We start from the raw sequence: 15,901 nt of genomic DNA on the forward strand, positions 1-15,901 counted from the left end.
TCACGACCTTCTTTCGGCACCGATGAGGACGAAGCACATCGTGGCAGGCTTGTCGCCCTTGTTGCGCCAGGCGTGGCGGGTGCCACACTGGACCACGACGTCGCCCTGCTTCAGCAAGGTTTCAGCGCCGTCGTCGAGCTCGAGCCAGACCTCGCCGTCGAGAACTATGTCGTAGTCGACTGTGTCGGTGGTGTGCATGCCCGGTGCGTCAGGCTCGAATGCCTGAATCAGGCCGGGGATGTGGACGGCCTGCTCCTCGAACGCGGAGGCTGGATCGACGGTCGCAAATACCGAATCCGGCGGGAAGACGACGATCATGAGTTTCGTCGCGCCGTGCTCAGGCGTGATCAGCATTTGCGGCGGTGCCTGCTCCGCATGGTCCTGCGGCAGGGCGGGTTTCGCGCCGGTGGCGTAAAGAACCGAGGTCAAATGTCCCGGCACAGAATCGTAGGCGTGGGCGTTGGGCGTCGGGCCATCGCTGACAAACACCGACTTGCCGTTCCTGATGCCGGTGACGACGCGGCGAGGAATGCGCAGTTCAGTAGCCCTATTCATAGATCAGGCCTTTCGCCTCGAGCTGCACACGCATGTTGTTGATGTCGAGGCTGAGCTTGCCGGACTCGTAAAGGCCGCGCTTTTCGTCTTCCATCTGCTGTCGCTTGCGGGCCTTCTCAAGCACCTGAGCTGCCTCGCCGCGTTTGACGACGCAGACACCGTCGTCGTCGGCGACGATGACGTCGCCGGGTTCGATGTATGCTCCGGCGCAGACCACGGGCACCTGGACGTTCGCCAACGTTTCCTTGACGGTGCCCTGCGCCGATATGGCCTTGGCCCATACCGGGAACTTCATCGCGCGCAGGTCAGCCACATCTCGGACGCCGGCGTCGGTCACCAGACCTAGAATTCCTCGAGCCTTGCAAGAGGTGGCGAGCAGGTCGCCGAAATAGCCGTCGGTGCATGGTGAGGTCGGTGCGACAACCAGGATGTCCCCCGGCTGGGCCATCTCGAGCGCCACATGAATCATCCAGTTGTCGCCGGGCGGAACCTCGCAGGTCAGCGCCGTGCCACCGATGCGCGCGCCGTCGATTACCGGACGCAGGTGCGGCGCCAGCAGCCCTTTCCGTCCCTGAGCTTCATGAACCGTGGCGACGCCGAGCTTACCCAGCGCCTCACATATTTCGCGGTCAGTCCGCGGGGTCTTTGTCATTACTTTCATCGAAAATCTCCTGGTGTGACCATGGAACGCGCCTCAACAGATCGCTTAGCTGGATGCAGCTTCGAGGAGACCGCGATCGAACACGTCCCCCGCTAGAGGCCTGGCGGCTTCGTCAAGCAGGTTCGCGCGGATCATAAGGTCGATGGTGGTGTCCATCGCAGCTTGTGGAATGGCCAGGTCACTCGGCCACATACCCATGTCGCGCATATAGCGAAGGCCATGTGTCGCAAGATCGGCGTCGTCCTTCGTGGTGATCCGCTGGAAAATCGGAAGCGTGACATCTTCTCGACTGGGATCGTTGGTGATCGCATAGGCATCGATGAGCGCCCGCAGGAAACGGATAACGATGTCGCGGTTGCCATCAAGCCAGCTCTTGCGGCCGATAACGGCGGCGAAGACGATTTCAGGGATGACGTCGTTGATCTCGCCGATCAGGTTGAAGCCGTCCCGCTCGGCCAGGAAATTCCAGGGTGCCGGCTGCGGCGCGCAGTCGATCTCTCCTGCCTGGAGTGCTTCCCAGCGCTTGGTGTGGATGCCGGCGAGTTCGAATTCATAGTCTCCTGGATAATGCAGCCCATCCCTGGCGAGCAGCATCTGCGTATAGATCGCGGTGCCTTCGGTGAGCGACGACGTACCGACCTTCTTGCCATTGAGGTCCTTGATCGACTTGATCGAAGGCTGCGCGACGAGCGACATCGGCAGGCGGTTCGAGTTCGAAGCGATCACACGCAATTCGCCGCCCTTGACGAAGTCGGCGACCGCGCCTTCCGGCGGCGTGATGGCGAGGTCTGCTTCACCCTCGAGTACGGCACTGGTCGCCTTGTCGACGGTACCCATCTTTTTGTATTCGATGGACAGCCCATGTTTGGCAAAAATGCCGAGTTCTTCGGCGACGAAGATCGGTAGCCAGTTGAACCCTTGCGCCCCGCCCGCGAGGCTCAGATGTTGGCTCGAAGCCATTTGATTTCTCCCTGATAGTTGCGAGGCTTCAAAGGCCGCGCTCGCGTAGTCTCTTGTCCAACAGCGGGTAGACTCGCCGCGCGTTTCCTTCGAAGACCGCATGTCTTTGGTCGTCGTCGAGCGCGAGCTGATCGATGTATCTCTTGGTATCGTCGAACGGATGCCCGGTCTCGGGATCGATCGCCTTGACCGCGCCGAGCAGCTCCGAGCCGAAGAGGATGTTTTTGACGTCGACGACGTTGAATAGCGTGTCGATGCCTGCCTGATGGTAGACGCAGGTGTCGAAGAACAGGTTGTTCATCAGATGCGTGTCGAGGCTGGGCTTTTCGAGCATGATCGACAGTCCGCGGTAACGGCCCCAATGGTAAGGGGCAGCCCCGCCGCCGTGCGGGATGATCAGCTTGAGCTCCGGGTGACGCTCGAACAGATCTCCCTGGATGAGCTGCATGAATACCGCGGTGTCGGCGTTGATGTAATGCGCTCCCGTCATGTGAAGGCAGCGTTCGCAGGAGCTTGACACGTGGATCATCGCGGGAACCTGGAGGGCGACCATGGCCTCCCACATCGGGTCCCACCACGGATCGTAGATCGGAGGGGCGCTCCACCGTCCGCCCGAGGGATCGGGATTGAGATTACAGCCGACGAAGCCGTTTTCGACGCATCGCTGCAACTCGTCGATGACCGCAGAAAGGTCGCCGTCGACGGTCTGCGGAAGCTGGCAGACGGCAGCAAAGTTGTCGGGGAACATGTCGACGATCCGGCCGACATTGTCGTTCGACAGACGCGACCAGTCCTTGGCCACTGCCAGACCTGGAACGTGGTGGCCCATGCCGGAGGCGCGCGGGCTTAAGAGCGTCACATGCGAACCGCGCTCGCGCTGTATCTTCAGCTGGTTTGCCTCGATGATGTCATGGAGCTGCTTGTCCGGGATGGCAGGATAGATGGGCTGCTCTAAGGATTTGCCTTCCGCATAAGCGACCTGCGCCGTTCGGAAGGCATGATGCTCCGGCGGTTCCGTGGTGAAGTGGCCGTGGCAGTCGATGATGAGCGACATTATGCGTTCCACTTCGCGGGCAGATCGGAGATGCCGCGGAACCGCCAACCCTTGCCCTTCATCTCGCGCGAGGGGTCAAGCCGGAGTTCAGGCAGTTGCCGGAATACCTCCGCCAGTGCGATCTCGCCCATGGCCCTCGACAGGAAATGGCCGGAACAGAAATGCGGGCGGAAGCCGAACGACAGGTGCTGCTTCTTCTTGCGGAACATGTCGAACTTGTCGGCGTCTTCGAAGCGGGTCGCATCGCGGTTGGCGGAGCCCATGACGATCGCCACCGACGCTCCCTGCGGAATGACAGTCCCCGCGATCTCAAAGTCCTCTCTGGCGACGCGTGGCGTTACGCCGATCGGAGCGATCCAGCGCAGGCCCTCATCGAAGGCGCGCATCGCATTTTCCTGCGGCTGCTCGGCCATGATCTTCGCTTGATCGGAACTTGAAAGAAGACCCGCGCAGGCATTAGCCGCGGCGTGGCCCGGCTCCTGCAGGCCGCCGAGGATGATGACGCGCATGGTTGGCGAAATTTCTTCCCAGCTGCGGACCTCGCCCTTTTGCATGCCGCCATACATGACGTGGCTGAGAAGGGAATTGTTGGGCTTGGTGAGGCAGGCTTGATAAAGATCGCCCATCTGCCTGTCGATTTCTGCAAGCGCATCATCGAGCCGCTTCCAGATTGCCGCGTCATTGCTGACATTCTGCAAGCCGAGCGCCATGGCGTGAAACCACTCGACGAGGGTCTCGTTGGGAGTCTCCGTCAGACCGATGACGTCGCCGATGCAGCGCACCGAGATCGGTTCAAAGAGTTCGACAGTGAGGTTCGCTTCTCCATTCTTCTTGATGGAGTCGATATAACGCTGCACGACCGGCCGTGTCAGACCCTCAACGAAAGAGCGCACGCGCTCCTGCGTAAGGTTCTGATCAATGCCTTCGCGAAGGCATTGATGGTCCTCGCCGGACATGGTCAGGACGTTCGGCATGCCCATCACGCGGGCTTCCGGGCGGTCTGTCGATCCTGACGGTCCAAACACCTTGTCGTTGCCGCCGACGGTTCGGCAGTCGTCGAACCGCGTGATGAAATATTCCTTCGTTCCTTCAAAGAATGCCACGGGCTGCTCTGAGCGCAGACGCGAATAGACGGGATACGGATCCCGGTAGAGGTTTTCGCCCGTCAGTTCGGTGTGTGATCCCGTCATCGATTTCCTCCCAGCACTCCCGCTTAGGGAGTTGTCGCCAATCTCGCCGCCGGTCTCCAGCCGGGGGCACGCATCTCTAGACGTTTCGGGGAAGCAATCGAATAAGATTGAGACTTGACATACCGCAACGTCTTCGAATACGTATTGGTATCTAAAGCGGGGTTGGCTGTCAACAACAGAAATTGACGGACAAAGGAGAAGCCGCTTCGGAAGGGAGGAATTCAGTGAACGACAGCAGCATCGAAGAGGTGCGCCCGGTGCTCCAGGCGCGGGATGTGTCCGTGCAGTTTGGCGGCGTAAAAGCGCTGACAGACGTGTCGCTTTCCGTAAGGCGGGGTGAAATCTGTGGTCTGATCGGGCCCAACGGCGCCGGAAAATCGACCTTTCTCAACGCGGCAACCCGCCTCGTAAACTACGCAACTGGATCGATCATGCTCGACGGCCAGCCGCTCGAAGGCGTGGAAACGCGCGACATGATTGGAATGGGCGTCGCACGGACGTTCCAGAATCTGGGCATCTATGCATCGATGACGGTCCTCGAAAACGTCATGCTAGGCGCCCATCATCGACTTGGCGGAAATTTCGGAAAGGCAATCTTCGCCCCGTTCCACGTAAGGGCGCTGGAGCGGTATACTCGCGAAAAGGCAACGGCAGTGCTCGAGGAGGTCGGCATGGCGGACCTTGCCGCCCGTGCGGCCGGTTCGCTGCCCTATCCCTTGCAGAAGCGCATGGAAATTGCCCGGGCACTGGCCGCGGAGCCGAAGATACTCCTGCTCGACGAACCCGCCGGCGGACTGACCCACGGCGAGGTCCACGAATTCGGGGAGCTCGTCGACGGGATCAGGCGCAGACGCAATCTCTCCATCCTTCTTATCGAGCATCACATGGGCTTGGTGATGAGCCTTTGCGACCGGATCGTTGTCTTCCACCTGGGCCGTAACCTGGCCGAGGGAACGCCTGCCGAAATCAAGTCAAACGATGCGGTGATCGCCGCTTACCTCGGGAAGGCGGCATGACCCTTCTGGATATCAAAGACCTGTCCGTTTTCTACGGCAAGACGCAGGCTCTGTTTAACTGTTCGTTCTCGGTTGGCGAAGGCGAATTCGTTGCCTTGCTCGGTTCCAATGGAGCCGGAAAGACGACGCTGCTGCGCGCGGTCTCGGGTCTGCTGCCGTTCAAGGGCTCAGTTTCCTATGCCGGCAAAGCCCTCGACGAGATCTCCGCCCAGACGCGCCTTGCACGCGGCGTCGCGCACATACCGCAAGGTCGCGGCACCTTCACCGAGTTCACCGTGGAAGAAAACTTGTCACTCGGCGCGACCATCGTGGGCAGCCGCTCGCAAGTGAAGGAAGACAAGGAACGCTGGTATGAGACGTTTCCGAGATTGCGGGAACGGCGCAACCAACTCGCCGGAAACCTCAGCGGCGGCGAACAGCAGATGCTCGCCGTGGCCCGCGCGCTGATGTCTAGGCCGAGACTCTTGATGTGCGATGAGCCGTCTCTCGGGCTGGCGCCGTCCATCACGCAGGAAATCCTGGCGATCTTCAAGTCCCTGAACAAAGAGGCGGGAATGACATTGCTCGTCGTCGAGCAGAACGTCGATACCACCCTTCAATACGCCGACATAGCCTTTGTCATAGAGGCCGGGCAGGTCGTCGCGAGTGGCGCGGCGAGCGACCTGATCGGCAATGAAGACATCAAGAAATCATATCTGGGAGTCGCCTGATGAGCCTCTTCTTCCAGCTCGTCGTCAGCGGCTTGACCACGGGTGCTATCTACGCCGCCCTCGCTTTGGCGCTCGTCCTCATCTTCAGGGCGACGAACGTCGTCAATTTTGGCCAGGGCGAGATGGCGACATTCTCGGCCTATGGAGCCTGGCAACTGATGCAGTGGGGTGTGCCGCTCTGGATCGCCGTTCTTGTGAGTCTCGCGGCGGCATTCGCCACCGGGATTGTAACATTCCGTTTGATCATCCGACCCATGATGGACGCTCCTGTGGAAGCAATCGTCGTCATCACGCTCGGCATCCTCGTATTGTTCCAGGCTGCCTGCATGTGGATTTGGGGGGCGGAACAGCTCTCCTTCCCAAGCCTTTTCCCGCATGGCGGCTTTAGCATCGGCGACGTTCGCGTGCTTGCCTCCGCCGTCGGGACGCTCGCGATCCTTCTGGCGATTGCTCTGGCGATGGGCTTTATCTTCCGCTTCACCAAGCTTGGCCTGTCTATGCGCGCAGCCGCATTCGACCATACACGCAGCGTTCTCGTCGGTGTCAATGTCGAACGAATGTTGATGCTCGGATGGGGCTTCGCGGCCGTCATCGGTGCACTCGCTGCGATTCTAATCGCACCCCGCCTGTTTCTAAGCCCGACGATGATGACGCCAATCCTCTTTTATGGCCTGGCGGCCGCGACCCTTGGCGGCTGGGACAGTCCGCTGGGCGCCATCGTCGGCGGCCTTGCGGTTGGCGTCGCCGAGAGCCTGGGTGCAAGTTACCTTTCGTTCATCGGAGCCGACATGCGTATCGCGGTCCCGATCGCGCTGACGTTGATCATCCTGCTCGTCAAGCCCGTCGGCCTGTTCGGCTCCTACAAGGTGACAAAACTATGAGAGACGTCTTCCTCTCAACCGCGATCAAGTTCGGTCTCTTCGCGATCGTCGCGATATTGATCCCGGTCTCCGCCCCCGCCTACGCTCTCCAGGAAGTGGCCATAGCGATCGCCTATGCCATCGCGATCCTCGGTCTGAACCTGCTGATGGGATATGCCGGGCAGATTTGCCTTGCCCAAGGGACGTTGTTCGGTGTCGGAGCCTATGTTACCGCGATCCTGAACGCCACCTACGGCGTCTCCCCGCTGGCTACGTTACCGGTCGCGGCTGCAGTCGCCGCCGCAGTCGGCCTGGTCATCGGCCTTCCGGCGCTCAGGCTCCAGGGTCTGCAGCTGGCCATTGTTACGTTCGGGATCGCAGCAGCTTTTCCACAACTGCTGCTCAAGATGGGAGGCCTGACCGGAGGCGTGTCCGGGCTTCCCATCGACGCGCCTGAAATGCCTGATGTCATGGCGGATGCCCCGGAGCTGTGGCTTTACCTCATCTCGCTGGCCTGCGCTGGTGTCGGTGCCTTGCTTGTCTCCCGAATGCTGTCCGGCGATGTCGGCCGCGCTCTCAGGGCGCAGCGCGACAACCCTCAGATTGCCCAAGCGCTCGGTGTGAACCTGACGCGTGCTCGACTGTGGGCATTCGCGGTCAGCTCGGCGCTCGCGGGACTGGGCGGTGGGGTGTTCGCGATCGTCAGCGGCTTCATCAGCCCGGAGTCTTTCCTGGCGATCCTGTCGATCAACATCGTGATCGGCAGCATTGTTGGCGGCGTCACCAGCATCGTCGGCGCCTTCGTCGGCGGCCTGTTCATGGTGTTCGTTCCGAGTTGGGCATCCGACATCAACCTGAGCCTCGGCAATCTGATTTACGGCCTCGCGCTGATCCTCATCATGATGGTCGCACGCAACGGGGTGACTGGTTTCATCGAAAAATGGCTTTCGGTGATTTTTCGGAGGGCGGCCGGCTGAAATGCCCGCCATCGAACTGGGAGGAATTGAAATGAGACTGATCTCTATACTGAAGGGATGTAAGATGCAGCTGGGCGCGGCCGCGTTGCTCGCAGCCTCCCACGCAGGCGCCGCGGAACCGTCGCCAGGCATCACCGACGACACGATCAAGATTGGTGTGACAGGACCACTCACGGGTCCGGTCGCAGTCGTCGGGGGTGTCGCTGAAGGCATTCGGGCGCGTATCGAGCAGGGCAACGCCGAAGGCGGCGTCAAGATGGGCGACGGCAAGACACGCAAGATCGAACTCGTCATCGAGGACGATGGCCTTGATCCGCAGCGCACATTGGCGAATGTCCGCAAGATGGTGGAAAAAGACAAGGTCTTCGCCTTGGTCGGCACGGCTGCCACCCCGAACAACCTCGCAATCGGACGTTACATCACCCAGAAGAAGGTTCCGAACGTCTTCATGTATTCCGGGGTTGTCTCCTTGAACGCTCCCGAGTGGGAGGTTGGCTTTGTGCCATCGTTCTCGACCGAAGCGGATGCGTTCGCCAAGTATCTCGAAAACAACAAGCCCGACGCCAAGGTCGCCTTTTTGTATCTGAATACGGAAACGGGCCAAACCTTCATGAAGGCCTTCGACCGCGCGATCGAGGATTCGACGATCAAGGTGCTCGAACGTCAACCCGTGACGTCCCAGGATCCGACAGTCGAGACTCAGCTCAACACGCTGAAGGCATCTGGCGCCGATACGCTGATTGTCATCGCCGCTCCTCGCCAGGGCGGCGAGGCCATCCGCTTCCAGTCCGAGAGCGGCTGGAAACCGTTGACCCTGGTGACCAATCTTTCGTCTGCCTATCCGGTACTCCAGTCCGTTGGCCTGGAAAACGCAAAAGGCATCATCACCTCGGACTTTCTGAAGCCGATCATTAGCGACCAGAAGTCCGGTGATGAAGGCGTCGATCGCTATCTCGATGCCATCAAGGCGGCCAAAGTAAACTTCGTCTTCGCCAACACCATCGGCCAGACCGGCTACGCTATCGGTGATGCGCTTATTCAGTCGCTTGAAAAGCTTAAAGAACCGACTCGGGAGGAACTGATGAACGTCGTCCAAAATATGGACGGTTGGCAGAACCCGTTGCTTTTCGACGGCATCAAGATTTCGACCAAAGAGAAATCGGACTTATACCCGATCGAGGCACTTCAGCTCTATCAGTTTGATGGGCAGAAATACGTCCCGGTCGGCGGCGTCCTGGATTTCGAAGGAGATACACACGAGTAACCGTTAAGCTCCGTGTGGGTGCCGGTTACACCGGCGCCCTGCCCTTCCCCTGCTTCGGTCTGCCTGCATTCGGGCTGTGGAATTGTCCTCTGAAGCTGCAGTCCCTTCAACCCTCACAATCTACAGGAGATCCCATTGATCGATCAACGCACCGCCCCTTACGCTTTCTTGATATTGCGGCTAGCACTTGGCTTGCTGTTCCTCGCCCATGGAGGTCTGAAGATCTTCGTCTTCACGCCTGCCGGAACAGCGCAATACTTCGAAAGCCTTGGACTGCCTCCTGCCCTCGCATATCTGACGATGACTCTCGAGATGGCAGGGGGGATCGCCCTTATTGTAGGGCTTTATGCGCGGCTTGCCGCGTTGGCACTACTCCCAATTCTGCTCGGTGGGATCGTCTCGGTTCACGGCGCAGCTGGCTTTTTCTTCACCAATCCGAATGGCGGATGGGAATTCCCGGCCTTATGGATCGTCGGCCTGGCAGCGGTCGTTCTCGGCGGCGATGGCGCGCTGGCGCTGCGTCCCACTTTTCGAGAAAGAGCCGGCGCCTAGTCGACTTAGCCCACGTCTCTAAGGAGCCGTGGGCTCCGTTCGATCAGCCGCAAACGAGCCTGGCACGCCCCCCCCGCCCTGATGGGATCAGAACCTACGAACCCGCGCTTCGCGGCCCCGTTCTGAGATAGCTGCCGTTTAGCGGCACATTGGCCAAGAGCGCCTCCGGCCTCATTTCGGCCGTCAGAAGCCATCTCCCTCTTTCTGTTGGCTGAAATCGCCGCCGCATCCGCGACGCAATCTAACGACCTGAGGCAGGGGAGATGGAGCGGTGTCGCCCATCGCTCTCCCTACATGGCTTGGTGACGTCCCATTGTTAGACTTAGCCGAATACCAGCGTAAATTCTAACGGCTACAGCGGCGCCGAGTTCTGGAACTTCGCCGGCTCGTCTGCAAACAGGTAGAAACCTGCATTCAATCTTCTTGGAACGCTACCTTGCGGCCCCGGCGGATGGCTGGGAGCAGCACGGCGGACAGGAGAACGGCAGCGACGAAAAGCAACCCAGCGCTCACAGGCCTGGTCACGAGTACCGTCGCGTCGCCCTTCGAAAACAGAAGGGCTCGACGCAGGAATTCCTCCATCATCGGCCCAAGGATGAACGCCAGCAACATCGGTGCCGGCTCCGCATCGAGCCGTCGGAAGATGTAGCCAGCCACACCGAACAGAGCCATTCCATAGACGTCGAAGACGTTGTTGTTGACGCTGAACACCCCGATCGTACAGAACAGGATGATGATCGGAAACAGAAAATGGTACGGAATAGCGATCATCCGGACCCAAAGTCCAATCAGTGGCAGGTTGAGCACCAGCAACATGAGATTGCCAATCCACATCGAGGCAATCAGCCCCCAGAACAGTTCCGGCTGGTCAGTCATGACCGAAGGTCCGGGCTGGATACCTTGAATAATCATGGCGCCGATCATCAACGCCATCACGGCGTTCGAAGGGAGTCCAAGCGTCAGCATTGGAATGAAAGAGGTCTGAGCGCCCGCGTTATTGGCGGACTCCGGACCAGCGACGCCTTCGATCGCCCCCTTGCCGAATTGCTCTGGATGCTTCGACATCTTCTTTTCAAGAGCATAGGAGCCAAACGAGGCAAGAGCCGCGCCGCCACCCGGAAGGATCCCAAGCAGAGATCCTAGAGCCGTTCCGCGAAGGATGGGCGCGATAATGCGCCCCCAATCCTCTTTAGTTGGCATGAGGCCGGTCACTTTTTTGGTCACGACTGAACGATCGGTCTCGTCTTCCAGGTTAGCAATGATCTCGCCAAGTCCGAAAACACCCATGGCTATAACGACGAAATTCAGGCCGTCGGCTACCGAGGTCATTCCGAACGTGTATCGTGGCACCGCGGAATTGACATCGGTTCCGACCATCCCAAGCAGCAGTCCCACAAGGATCATGCCGAGAGCGTGCAGAAGCTGCCCGGATGCCATCACAATCGAGGCGATCAGACCCAGAACCATCAGCGAGAAATACTCGGCGGGACCGAACTGCAAGGCAACCGCCGCGAGCGCCGGGGCAAAGACCGCGATCAGGATGGTAGAGATGGTTCCCGCGATAAATGATCCGATGGCGGCCGTCGATAGCGCCCGACCGGCGTGACCTTGGCGGGCCATTTGGTAACCATCGAGGGCTGTCACGACTGAGGATGGCTCCCCAGGCAGGTTCACAAGAATAGCAGTTGTCGAACCGCCGTACTGTGCCCCGTAATAGATTCCGGCCAACATGATGAGCGAAGATTCAGGGGGAAGCCCGAACGTAATCGGGAGCAACATGGCTATCGTCGCCACCGGACCGAGACCGGGCAGTACGCCAATTGCAGTTCCCAGGAATACGCCGACCAGGCAATAGAACAGGTTATAGAACGTGCCAGCGATTGAGAGGCCGAGCCAGAGGTTTGCGAATATGTCCATGTTTCAAGGCCCCTACTTAAACCATTCGCCGATGATCGGCATAGGAAGTCCCAGCCCCTCGACAAAGACGGCCAGGCAGAAAATGTTGAGCGCTACGAGACCGATGAGTGGTCGGATCTCGAAGCGAAACCTTTCACTTGCAGCCGCACTGATGAGTATCAGAGCGGTCAATGCGGCAGCCAAACCGGTGGTCTCCAGCAGGAAGCCGAACGCACATGCAGAAAGCGTGACGAGTGTCAGAGCTTTCCAATTGATCGTGCCGATCCGCTCGCCATCGCGCACGAAGCCTTTGGCGATCGTGACGAGGCCGAAGATGATCAAGAGCGACGAAATGATCGTCGGGAAATACCCCGGCCCCATGCCGCCAGCCGTGCCGAAACTGTAGTTTCGGGCGACGGCAAAACCGACCAGTCCAAGGGTGAGGTAGATTACCCCTATCCCAAGGTCCTTTTCTCCCCGTATGCGGATCATCCGTCATCCTCCAGATAGTGAGTTACTCTCTCGAGCGGGGGCCGCCGATTGACAGGCCTTCTCGCTCTCTCATGGGAAGCAGCCGCAGCCCGTAAGGCTCCTTTCGCTTCTGCCAGCGCTCAATCAGACGGCCGTATACGCCATCAACCTGGTCAGCGGTGGTGTAGCCGACCATATGAAAGAAGCCTCCCGCCTCCGGATCGAGGTCGGTGCGCCCCAGCAAGATCACCGAAAGATCGGCAGGGATTGCGAGCCCTTCTTGTTCCAGAAGATTCTTGAACCGAGCGCCGTCTTCGACGCCCCAGACGACGACCGCCGGGGCTTGGGAGTTCGGGCTTTCAGAGATCCCCGAAACGAGCGCAGCAACGGCCGCCTCCTCGTAGTCTTTGGCGGGCAGCTTGGGGATTTTGATTTCAGGCCGGATGACATCTGCGAGTTCGACGGTCTCGCGAAGATTGCGCCACCGATGGAGGCCCATCTCGTTCGCAAGGAAAAAGCTTGCGGTGGTGATGTAGTGGATGCAGTCGTGCCCTGAACTCACCAAACGGCGCACGGCAGTTTCAACGGATTGTCCCCATTCAAAGCCGACGGCGTCTATATCCGTTCCGACCAACCAGGCGCCGTCGACGATTATCGTATCGGTTTTGCGACGGATGGCAGAGATCATGTCGACAGGCATGATGTCGAAAGAGTTCTGGACGATGCAAGCATCAAAACGGGGAAGCGTGTGGAGTACCTGTTTGGCATGTTCGGGATCGGAATATCCGACTTCGAGCGTGACATGCCCATCACTGTTTAAGCGATCTTGCAAAGATTCAAGGACCACCCTGCCGCGCAGATTACTGGAGGATCGGCGAAGCATGATGACGCTGCGAGGCGCGTTATCATGCTTTTTGCTGGACGGGCTCGGCACAGATACGCCCACGTCAGATTGCTTGCTCTTTGTGAAAAAAGTTCCGCGACCGACATGGGCATCGACAAGCCCTTCTGCTTTCAGATCGTTGACCGCGCGTTGGACGACTTGCTGGCTAAGCGAAAAGTCGCGCATCAATTGCCGCACGGTGGGCAAGCGATCTCCCTCCTCCGCCGCCAAGGCGACGGATCTCAGATAGGACTGTAATTTACTGGTCTCTCCCATGCAACGACTCCTATTACAATATAATACAATTCGGCAAGAATTATTTTAACTCTGCCGCTTGAGCTGCCATCAAGCCTGCTGTACATAACATTGCGAGGAATGAAGAGCAATACAAATTGTATTGCTAATTGCCAAGGGAGGCTTATATGTTCCGACGTCGCTTTCTAACTGCCATGGCCACCGTGGCCGCGCTTACCGCCATGCCGCTGCATGTAGTGGCCCAGGGCTCGGGTCCGATGACCTTGCTCGTAGGCTACTCCGCTGGCGGAAGTGCCGATTATGCTGCCCGCGTGGTGGCGTCGGAACTTTCCAAGAAACTCGGACGATCCGTGATTGTCGAAAATGCCACCGGTGGCAGCGGAATGATCGCGTTGCAAAAACTGGTCAATAGCAAGGCAGATGGCTCGACGCTCTATTACGGTGGCCATGACACTGTCGCGGTACCGATGCTCAACAAGTCGGTCGGCATTGACTGGAAAGAAGCGACGCTGCCTGTTGGCCGTACCGCTTTGACGTCCATGTCGATCGCCGTGCCCGCCGACTCCCCATATAAAACCTTGGGGGATCTGGTCGCCGCGGCAAAGGAAAGCCCTGAATCCATCACCTATGGCACACCCGGAATCGGCACTGCCCAGCACTTCGTGGGCGAGATGATCAGCCATCGTGCAGGCGTAAAGCTGCTCCACGCACCATATCGAGGCGGCGCTCAGGTTTCGAACGACATTCTGGCGGGGCTTTTGAATTCGGCCGTCTTTACGACATCGACTGCACTTCCGTTCGTGAAGGAAGGAAAAGTCCGCGTTCTCGCCGTAACCAGCGCGGCGCGCTCAGCCGCGCTTCCCGACGTCCCGGCCCTGACGGAAATCGAAGGATTTAACGGGCTCGCCCTCCCTCTCTGGCAGGGCATTTTCGTCAAGGCCGGTACCGACACTGCTGCCGCCAAGGAAATTAGCGACGCTATCGTCGCTTCCCTTGGACATGCAGACGTCAAAAAACGATTGGCCGACGGTGGTTTCGTAGCGGCGCCGATGCCGATGGGTGAATTCACCGGGTTCATCGAAAAGGAAGCTGAGATCTATCGTCAAATCGTCAAGGATTCGGCGATCTCGATAGAGTGAAAGCAACGGCGCTCCGACGCGCTCAGAGCGCCACTTCATCATCGTCAGAAGACGGATATATCATGACCGTGGGAATGTTCGACTCCTTCATCACGCGCTACTGGTTCAGCTTTGAAGCGAAGGAAATTTGGAGTGATATCCAGACCCTCCAAACCTGGTTGGACGTTGAAGCTGCTTTAGCAGAGGCGCAAGCGCGACTGGGCGTTATTCCAGCCGACGTGGCGCCTGTCATCAAAGAAGCTTGCCGTCACGAGCGCTTCGATACCGAACGTCTGAGCTGTGAAATTTCCCATGCCCAGCATCCGTTTGTTCCGGTTCTGCGCCAGTTGGAAGAATTCACTGGTGAGCCTGCTGCTGGATACATCCACTGGGGTGCGACGACGCAGAACATCTTCGACACCACCGCATCCCTGCAAATGAAGGCGACGCACGCCCTGATCGATAGCAGTCTCGTCCGGATTGAGAGCGCGCTGTCGAAAATGGCGACCAAACATCGCGACACCTTGCAAGCCGGCCGTACCCACGGTCAGCACGCTCTACCGATGACCTTCGGCTTCAAAGTAGCCGGCTGGCTGGAAGAAGTCCGCCGCGATCGCCAGCGTCTACAGGACCGACTGAAGTCCTCCTTCGTCGCAAGCTTGGGCGGCGCCATTGGCACGTTTGCCGCGATGGGGGAAAAAGGACCGGCCGTGGAGGCGGAAATGGCCGCAATCCTTGACCTGGAACCCGCGATTTTGCCGATGCGATCCTCTTACGACCGCGTCAGCGATTATGTCTGTGCCTTGGCCCTTTTCGCTGGAACGGCTGAAAAGATCGCGCAGGATATTGTGTTTATGCAGCGGACTGAGATTGGCGAGATCGAGGAAGCCTTCCATATGGGCAAGGTGGGTAGCTCGACGATGGCGCAGAAACGCAATCCCTCCACAGCCCTAATGCTGATCAGCCTTTGCCGCATGACGTCGGCTCGCCTTCCCCTTGTAGTCGGCTCGATGGTGCGGATGGACGAAGGTGACTCTTCAGCCTCGAACGTCAGCGACGTCGCAATCCCCGAAGTCGGGATCCTCGGCGCTTCGATCGCAGCGACACTCGACAGACTGATCGATGGCCTGGACGTGCATGTCGAGGCAATGAGCAAGAACGCCGGGATCACAAATGGCCTGATTGTGTCCGAAGCAGCCATGATGCAGCTCTCGGATCGTATTGGCCGTCACCACGCACATCATCTTCTGTACGAAGCCGCACAGCGTTCAGTCATGGAGGGCGTGGCATTCACACAGGCCATTGCCGAACATCCCCGGATGGCCGGGCACGATATGGTGACGTTGAATGTGAGCGGTTACACAGGGGAATCCGGTACACTTGTAGATCGGCTCGCCGGCATAAACGAAGACTTATGAAGGGGACGCGAAGCAGCTATAAGCCCAAACCGCAGCTGGCATGGAGGACGATGCCGGGTTA

16 protein-coding genes are annotated in these 15,901 nt (G+C 59.0%); 8 read left to right on the forward strand and 8 right to left on the reverse strand.

All coding sequences use genetic code 11. The features are described 5' to 3' along the window. Genes RGR602_RS34290 through RGR602_RS34310 form a run of 5 tightly spaced genes read right to left on the reverse strand, consistent with a single transcriptional unit; the run spans position 1 to position 4,420 of the window. On the reverse strand, positions 1-555 hold the full coding sequence (locus tag RGR602_RS34290; RefSeq protein WP_040116321.1) for a cupin domain-containing protein: 555 nt from the start codon (positions 553-555) through the stop codon (positions 1-3). Beyond that, positions 548-1,216, reverse strand: a complete 669-nt coding sequence (locus tag RGR602_RS34295) for a 4-carboxy-4-hydroxy-2-oxoadipate aldolase/oxaloacetate decarboxylase (protein WP_040116322.1) — start codon at positions 1,214-1,216, stop codon at positions 548-550. The genes RGR602_RS34290 and RGR602_RS34295 overlap by 8 nt, the downstream gene beginning before the upstream one ends. Positions 1,217-1,261: 45 nt before the next feature. Beyond that, positions 1,262-2,176 carry an ABC transporter substrate-binding protein gene (locus RGR602_RS34300; protein ID WP_040116323.1) on the reverse strand — a complete coding sequence of 305 codons (915 nt, stop codon included), beginning with the start codon at positions 2,174-2,176 and terminating at the stop codon, positions 1,262-1,264. A 28-nt stretch (positions 2,177-2,204) separates the two neighbouring features. Beyond that, positions 2,205-3,230 (reverse strand): amidohydrolase family protein, encoded by a 1,026-nt coding sequence (locus RGR602_RS34305; RefSeq protein WP_040116324.1) that lies wholly within the window; start codon positions 3,228-3,230, stop codon positions 2,205-2,207. Further along, positions 3,230-4,420, reverse strand: a complete 1,191-nt coding sequence (locus tag RGR602_RS34310) for a cytochrome P450 (RefSeq protein WP_040116325.1) — start codon at positions 4,418-4,420, stop codon at positions 3,230-3,232. Before RGR602_RS34310 ends, RGR602_RS34305 begins: the two co-directional genes overlap by 1 nt. A gap of 224 nt (positions 4,421-4,644) precedes the next feature. On the opposite strand from RGR602_RS34310, the gene RGR602_RS34315 reads away from it, so the two are divergent. From RGR602_RS34315 to RGR602_RS34340, 6 genes are all read left to right on the forward strand, one after another. Then, on the forward strand, positions 4,645-5,436 hold the full coding sequence (locus tag RGR602_RS34315) for an ABC transporter ATP-binding protein (protein ID WP_040116326.1): 792 nt from the start codon (positions 4,645-4,647) through the stop codon (positions 5,434-5,436). Then, entirely contained in the window at positions 5,433-6,146 is a 714-nt protein-coding gene (locus tag RGR602_RS34320; protein ID WP_040116327.1) for an ABC transporter ATP-binding protein, read from the forward strand. The genes RGR602_RS34315 and RGR602_RS34320 overlap by 4 nt, the downstream gene beginning before the upstream one ends. After that, the gene (locus RGR602_RS34325) at positions 6,146-7,027 is read left to right on the forward strand and encodes a branched-chain amino acid ABC transporter permease (RefSeq protein WP_040116328.1); all 882 of its coding nucleotides are present in this window, start codon (positions 6,146-6,148) and stop codon (positions 7,025-7,027) included. Before RGR602_RS34320 ends, RGR602_RS34325 begins: the two co-directional genes overlap by 1 nt. 56 nt (positions 7,028-7,083) lie before the next feature. Then, complete coding sequence (locus RGR602_RS34330) at positions 7,084-7,983, forward strand: branched-chain amino acid ABC transporter permease (RefSeq protein ID WP_223844106.1); 900 nt, start codon at positions 7,084-7,086, stop codon at positions 7,981-7,983. Positions 7,984-8,014: 31 nt separating this feature from the next. Then, a complete protein-coding gene (locus RGR602_RS34335; protein WP_040116741.1) occupies positions 8,015-9,247 on the forward strand; it encodes an ABC transporter substrate-binding protein in 1,233 nt (410 codons plus the stop codon). A gap of 135 nt (positions 9,248-9,382) precedes the next feature. Further along, positions 9,383-9,799 carry a DoxX family protein gene (locus RGR602_RS34340; protein ID WP_040116330.1) on the forward strand — a complete coding sequence of 139 codons (417 nt, stop codon included), beginning with the start codon at positions 9,383-9,385 and terminating at the stop codon, positions 9,797-9,799. 414 nt (positions 9,800-10,213) lie between these two features. Here the strand turns inward: RGR602_RS34340 and RGR602_RS34345 are convergent, their stop codons facing one another. The 3 genes from RGR602_RS34345 to RGR602_RS34355 are packed head-to-tail and all read right to left on the reverse strand — an operon-like array spanning position 10,214 to position 13,325. Then, entirely contained in the window at positions 10,214-11,716 is a 1,503-nt protein-coding gene (locus tag RGR602_RS34345) for a tripartite tricarboxylate transporter permease (RefSeq protein ID WP_040116331.1), read from the reverse strand. Between the two features lie 12 nt (positions 11,717-11,728). Next, the gene (locus RGR602_RS34350; protein WP_040116332.1) at positions 11,729-12,187 is read right to left on the reverse strand and encodes a tripartite tricarboxylate transporter TctB family protein; all 459 of its coding nucleotides are present in this window, start codon (positions 12,185-12,187) and stop codon (positions 11,729-11,731) included. A gap of 22 nt (positions 12,188-12,209) precedes the next feature. Further along, entirely contained in the window at positions 12,210-13,325 is a 1,116-nt protein-coding gene (locus RGR602_RS34355; RefSeq protein ID WP_052451900.1) for a GntR family transcriptional regulator, read from the reverse strand. A gap of 146 nt (positions 13,326-13,471) precedes the next feature. On the opposite strand from RGR602_RS34355, the gene RGR602_RS34360 reads away from it, so the two are divergent. Both RGR602_RS34360 and RGR602_RS34365 read left to right on the forward strand, forming a co-directional pair. Beyond that, on the forward strand, positions 13,472-14,443 hold the full coding sequence (locus RGR602_RS34360) for a Bug family tripartite tricarboxylate transporter substrate binding protein (RefSeq protein ID WP_040116333.1): 972 nt from the start codon (positions 13,472-13,474) through the stop codon (positions 14,441-14,443). Between the two features lie 62 nt (positions 14,444-14,505). Continuing rightward, positions 14,506-15,840 carry a class-II fumarase/aspartase family protein gene (locus tag RGR602_RS34365; RefSeq protein ID WP_040116334.1) on the forward strand — a complete coding sequence of 445 codons (1,335 nt, stop codon included), beginning with the start codon at positions 14,506-14,508 and terminating at the stop codon, positions 15,838-15,840. Positions 15,841-15,901 lie beyond the last annotated feature (61 nt).

This window comes from Rhizobium gallicum bv. gallicum R602sp (genome assembly GCF_000816845.1).
GTDB lineage: Bacteria > Pseudomonadota > Alphaproteobacteria > Rhizobiales > Rhizobiaceae > Rhizobium > Rhizobium gallicum.